Genomic DNA, 4,035 nt, shown 5'->3' with positions numbered 1-4,035 from the left:
GTCCTCGGTGATGCGGACGCCGTGGCCGATGCGCTGGGCACCGCAGACCTGGAGGGCCTGGTGGATGCTGGGCAGCCCGTGGGCCTCGCCGGCGTGGATGGTGAAGGGCACGCTCTCGCGCCGCAGGTGCTCGAACGCGGCCAGGTGGTCGGCGGGCGGGAAGCCGTCCTCGGCGCCGGCGATGTCGAAGCCGACGACCCCGGCGTCCCGGAACGCCACCGCCAGATCGGCGATCTCCCGGGTGCGGTCGAACATGCGCATCCCGCACAGCAGCGTGCCCACCCGGACCGGGGTGCCCGCGGCGGCGGCCTTGGCCATACCGGCCGCCAGCCCCTCCTGCACGGTCTCGACGACCTCGGGCAGGGTCAGCCCGCCGTTCACCATCAGCTCGGGCGCGTAGCGCACCTCGCCGTAGACGACGCCGTCCCCGGCCAGGTCGAGCACGTACTCCTCGGCGGTGCGCAGCAGGCCCTCGCGGGTCTGCATCACGGCGAGGGTGTGCTCGAAGGTGGCTATGTAGCGCACCAGGTCACCGGAGTTGGCGGCCTCGTAGTACCAGGCGGCGAGCGCGCGCGGGTCGGTGGTGGGCAGCGTGTGGCCGACGGTCCCGGCGAGTTCCACGAGGGTGTCCGGGCGCAGACCGCCGTCGAGGTGGTCGTGCAGTACGGCCTTGGGGAGACGGCGGATGATGTCGGTGTCGATGCGGGGCGCGGTCATGCGTGTCTGTTTCCTCGGCAGGTCGGATCTGGGGTGGCGGCGTCGGTGCGAAGGCCGTGGGGCCATGCGGCGGGGCAGCGTGGCTATACGGCGGGCTGGAGAAGGTCCCAGCGGTTTCCGTACAGGTCCTGGAAGACGGCGACCGAGCCGTACGGCTCGTGGCGCGGCTCCTCCAGGAAGGTCACGCCGGCGGCACGCATGCGCGCGTGGTCGCGGGCGAAGTCGTCGGTGTGGAGGAAGAAGCCCACGCGGCCCCCGGTCTGGTCGCCGACCCGGGCGCGCTGTGACTCGTTCTTGCCCCGGGCCAGGAGCAGTCCGCTGCCGGTGCCCTCCGTGCCCGGCTCGACGACGACCCAGCGGGAACCGTCGGGCCGGGGCTCGTCCTCGGCCAGCCGGAACCCGAGTGCCTCGGTGTAGAAGCGGATCGCCTCGTCGTAGTCGTCGACGACGAGGGTGACCAGGGCGATGCGTCTCATCAGGGCCTCTCCGGGGGAGCATGGGTTATACGTAACACGTAGCGTACGACATCCCGTTCCCTCCTCGGCCCCACGAGCGCGCGGACCGTCGGCGGCGCAAGGTGGGTAGGGCACCCCAGCCCTTTCGGCCCCCTCGGGAACGATCCCCGTCACGCTTACGTCTACAGTTATGTAGACCGTCTATGGGTTTGCGGTCGGCGCGGACGGCGTGTTCGCACGCCCGCGCCCCGCCAGGGAAGGGAAGGGACCTCCCACGATGTCCGCAGCGCTGCGCCCCGTGTCCGCGTGGGCGGTCGATGCTCCCGGGGCGCCGTCGTGAAGCGCGCGGACACGGCCGACCTCGCGGGATCGACCGCCGTGGGGAGCCTGGTCGCCTTCGTGCTGCTCACCCTGGTCGTGACCGGCCGGGACGGCGCCACACTCTTCGGCGACGACGCCCTCAGCACCTGGTCGGCCGGCCACCGTCCGGCAGTGGCTCTGGCGCTGGCCCGCGCGGTCACGTACACCGGGACGGGCGTCGTGCCGTACGCCCTGGTCGTCCTGGCCGGTGTCGTCGTGGGACGCACGACGCGGGAGCGGATCCTCTGCGCCCTCGGCTGTCTGGGCTGCCTCGCCGTCGCCCAGACCGTGCGGTACGCCGTGATGAACCTGGTCACCCGCCCCCGGCCCGCGGTCGCGGAATGGGCCACGCACGCGTCCGGCTGGTCCTTCCCCTCGGGGCACACCACCACGTCCGCCGTCAGCGGCGGGCTGCTGGCCCTCGCGCTGCTCGCGCGGGCCCCGCGCGGCGGCCGGCCCCTCGCCCTGGTCGTCGGCTGCTGGTCCGTCCTCGTCGGGCTGAGCCGGGTCTATCTGGGCGTGCACTGGTTCTCCGACGTCGTCGGCGGCTGGCTGTTCAGCCTGTGCTGGCTGAGTCTCGCCGTCTACGCCCTCGCCCGCTTCCTTCCGCCCTCGTGGTCCTTCATACCGGCGCTCCGTCCCCGCCCCGATGCCCTGACGACGGAAGAGCGCCGCGATGATCCCCACTCCCGCCGAGAAATCCCCCCTCAGTCTCCTCCGTGACCATCTCGGCTGGGCCGTCGGCGCGGCCTATCTCGCCGCCGCGACGGTCTCCGCGCCGGGTCTGTGGCTGCGCCGCCCTCACACGATCGGCGACGGCGGACTCCTCGAGGTCGCCTTACGGACCCCGCACCTGCTGCTGTCCCTGGTGCTGTTCACGGCCGGCCTCCAGGTGCCGGTCCACGATCTGCGGGCCCTGCTGACCCGGCCCACCGCGCTGCTGACCGGTCTCGTCCTCCATCTGACCGCACCCCTGCTGATCATCCCGGGCGTGGCTTTCGCCCTGCACCGGACTCCGGACAGCGACGGCGGCAGCGGACTGATCGCGGCGATGATCCTCATCGTCGCGATGCCCGTGGCCGCCGGGGCCACCGTGTGGACGAGCAGAGGCGGGGGTGACCAGCCGACCACCGTCGGCCTCGTGCTGGCGTCCACGATCGCCGGCCCGCTCACCATCCCGGTCACCATGACGGCCCTGTGCCCCCTGCTTCACGGTGGCTACGCGGAAGCGCTGTCGGGGGCCGCCCGGACCGCCGGGCACGACTTCGCGCTGACCGGCGTCCTGCTCCCGTGCGGCGCCGGAATCATGGCCCGGCTCGTTCTGCCCGCCCCCCCCCAGCGCCAGCTGCTCGGCGCCGCACCCCCCGCCTCCCTGCTCGGCTCGCTGCTGCTGACGTACATCAACGCCAGCGGCGTCCTCGGTCCCTTCCTCGCCCGTCCGGAGCCGGTACTGATGGCGGCCGCGCTGGCCGTCGCCGCTCTCGTGTGCGGGCTGTCGTTCGGCCTGGGCCGGATCACCGTCCGGGTGCTGCGCCTGGACCGTTCCTCGGGTGCCTCGGTGACCCTGGCCTGCGGGATGAACAACAGCAGCGCGAGCGCGGTCCTCATCAGCACGGCCCTGCCCGACCGGCCCCACGTCCTGCTGCCGGTGCTGGCCTACAGCCTGCTGCAGAAGGTGGCCGCGAGCCACGTCGTGCGGGCCGGAGCCGGGAAGCGCGCTCGCGCATGACATCGTTGGCGGTGATCCGGGACCGGTGCCGCCGGCCCCCTGACAAGCGCTGTCCCCACAGGAGTTGAGTGCCATGTCCGAGCTGCCGAAGCCGACCGGAGCCCCGGCCCATCAGAACGTGACCTTCCCCAGTGCCGGAACAGCCGCCCACGGCTACCTGGCGTTGCCGCCGTCCGGTCGGGGGCCGGGTGTGATCGTCATCCAGGAGTGGTGGGGCCTGACCGATCACATCGCGCAGGTCGCCGACCGGCTGGCCGCGGAGGGCTTCGTGGCCCTCGCTCCCGACCTGTACGGCGGCAACGTCGCCCATGACAGCGGGGAAGCCTTCCGGATGATGCGGGAGCTGCCTGTGGCGCGAGGTGTCGAACTGCTCTCCGGCGCGGTCGACCATCTGCTCGGCCTGCCCGAGGTCACCTCGGACACGGTGGGCGCGGTCGGGTTCTGCATGGGCGGCGGCTTCGTCCTGTACCTGGCGGCGGCTGACCCGCGGCTCACCGCGGCGGTGCCGTTCTACGGTGTCATCCAGGGCGAGATGCCCGACTTCTCCGGCCTCCAGGCGGAGATCCTCGGCCACTACGGGGAGCTCGACACGAGCATCCCCAAGGAGAGCCTGGAGCAGCTGAGCGAGGCGGTCCACGGGCAGTCCGGCGTCACCCCGGACCTCCGTCTCTACCCCGCCGACCACGCCTTCTTCAACGACGGCCGCCCCGAGACGTACGACGCCGATTCGGCCGAGCGCGCGTGGGAGTGCACGATGCCCTTCCTGCACGCGCG

The 4,035-nt window shown here is 72.5% G+C and carries 5 protein-coding genes; 3 read left to right on the top strand and 2 right to left on the bottom strand.

The features are described from left to right. The coding region (locus ABZV34_RS37460; protein WP_356287158.1) for an adenosine deaminase family protein at nucleotides 1-717 on the bottom strand (717 nt) is incomplete at its 3' end. An 83-nt stretch (nucleotides 718-800) separates the two neighbouring features. Further along, entirely contained in the window at nucleotides 801-1,193 is a 393-nt protein-coding gene (locus ABZV34_RS37455; RefSeq protein WP_356287155.1) for a VOC family protein, read from the bottom strand. A gap of 315 nt (nucleotides 1,194-1,508) precedes the next feature. Between ABZV34_RS37455 and ABZV34_RS37450 the strand changes: the two genes are divergently transcribed. From ABZV34_RS37450 to ABZV34_RS37440, 3 genes are all read left to right on the top strand, one after another. Continuing rightward, nucleotides 1,509-2,255 (top strand): phosphatase PAP2 family protein, encoded by a 747-nt coding sequence (locus ABZV34_RS37450; RefSeq protein WP_356287152.1) that lies wholly within the window; start codon nucleotides 1,509-1,511, stop codon nucleotides 2,253-2,255. Continuing rightward, on the top strand, nucleotides 2,209-3,261 hold the full coding sequence (locus tag ABZV34_RS37445) for a bile acid:sodium symporter (protein WP_356287149.1): 1,053 nt from the start codon (nucleotides 2,209-2,211) through the stop codon (nucleotides 3,259-3,261). Before ABZV34_RS37450 ends, ABZV34_RS37445 begins: the two co-directional genes overlap by 47 nt. 73 nt (nucleotides 3,262-3,334) lie before the next feature. Further along, nucleotides 3,335-4,035, top strand: a 701-nt coding sequence (locus tag ABZV34_RS37440; RefSeq protein WP_356287146.1) for a dienelactone hydrolase family protein, incomplete at its 3' end; no start/stop codon positions are given.

The organism is Streptomyces sp. NPDC005195, from assembly GCF_040608315.1.
GTDB classification, from domain to species: domain Bacteria; phylum Actinomycetota; class Actinomycetes; order Streptomycetales; family Streptomycetaceae; genus Streptomyces; species Streptomyces kaempferi.
Note: the sequence above shows the minus strand (reverse complement) of the source record. Positions and strands in the feature narration are given on the sequence as shown.

Excerpts from the sequence above, each read along its gene's own strand:
- ABZV34_RS37455 (WP_356287155.1), bottom strand. The coding sequence starts at position 1,193 with ATGAGACGCATCGCCCTGGTCACCCTCGTCGTCGACGACTACGACGAG.
- ABZV34_RS37445 (WP_356287149.1), top strand. The coding sequence starts at position 2,209 with ATGATCCCCACTCCCGCCGAGAAATCCCCCCTCAGTCTCCTCCGTGAC.